Below are 595 nucleotides of genomic sequence, written 5' to 3' on the forward strand. Positions count from 1 at the left end.
GCCGCCAGTGCCTCCTGAAGCAAGGTTTCGTCCTTACCGGGGATGCTCCAGCGTTCGCTTATCGCTTCCATGCTGTAATTGAAGTGTAATTCATTGATAAGGGGATCGGCCACCTGAACGTCACGAAACCATTTGACGTTCGGGAAGGTGATCCCTTCCTCCTCCAGAAAGTCCAGATCATACCCGAGATTGGCCCCGACCAGAATGCCGTCGAAGCGCCGCGCACAGTCCTGAACGTAGGCAATCACCTGCTCAGCGGGCATATTCCCGCCCCCGCCGTGCCGGATCGGGAGATAAAACGCAGGGCCGTCCTCAATCGCAAAGCTAACGCCTGCGATGTAGGCCCCGCGCCTTACCCCTGGGCCAAGTTTGGTCAGCAACTCATCGCGTGTTTCTGTATCGATAGCGACCCGGCCCGAGCCCCAGCTCGTTGGGAGGTCCGACAAACGGGGAGGAACCCAGGCACTATCGGGTTCAAACAGCGGCAGTTGCGCAAACATTCTCAAGTCTCTCCATTACTGAATCGAAGTCTTCACGATCCCGGTTCGCTTCCACCTTAAGGAAGGCGTGACGAACGGTCGTGCGATCCCGGTTG

The 595-nt window shown here is 57.6% G+C and carries 1 protein-coding gene; it reads right to left on the minus strand.

What is annotated here, in order from left to right; genetic code table 11:
• On the minus strand, window positions 1–500 hold a 500-nt coding region (locus RMT89_RS40700; RefSeq protein ID WP_315888788.1), incomplete at its 3' end, for a hypothetical protein.
• Between the last annotated feature and the right edge of the window lie 95 nt (window positions 501–595).

Origin of the sequence: Streptomyces sp. P17, assembly GCF_032436805.1 — a bacterium.
Classification (GTDB): domain Bacteria; phylum Actinomycetota; class Actinomycetes; order Streptomycetales; family Streptomycetaceae; genus Streptomyces.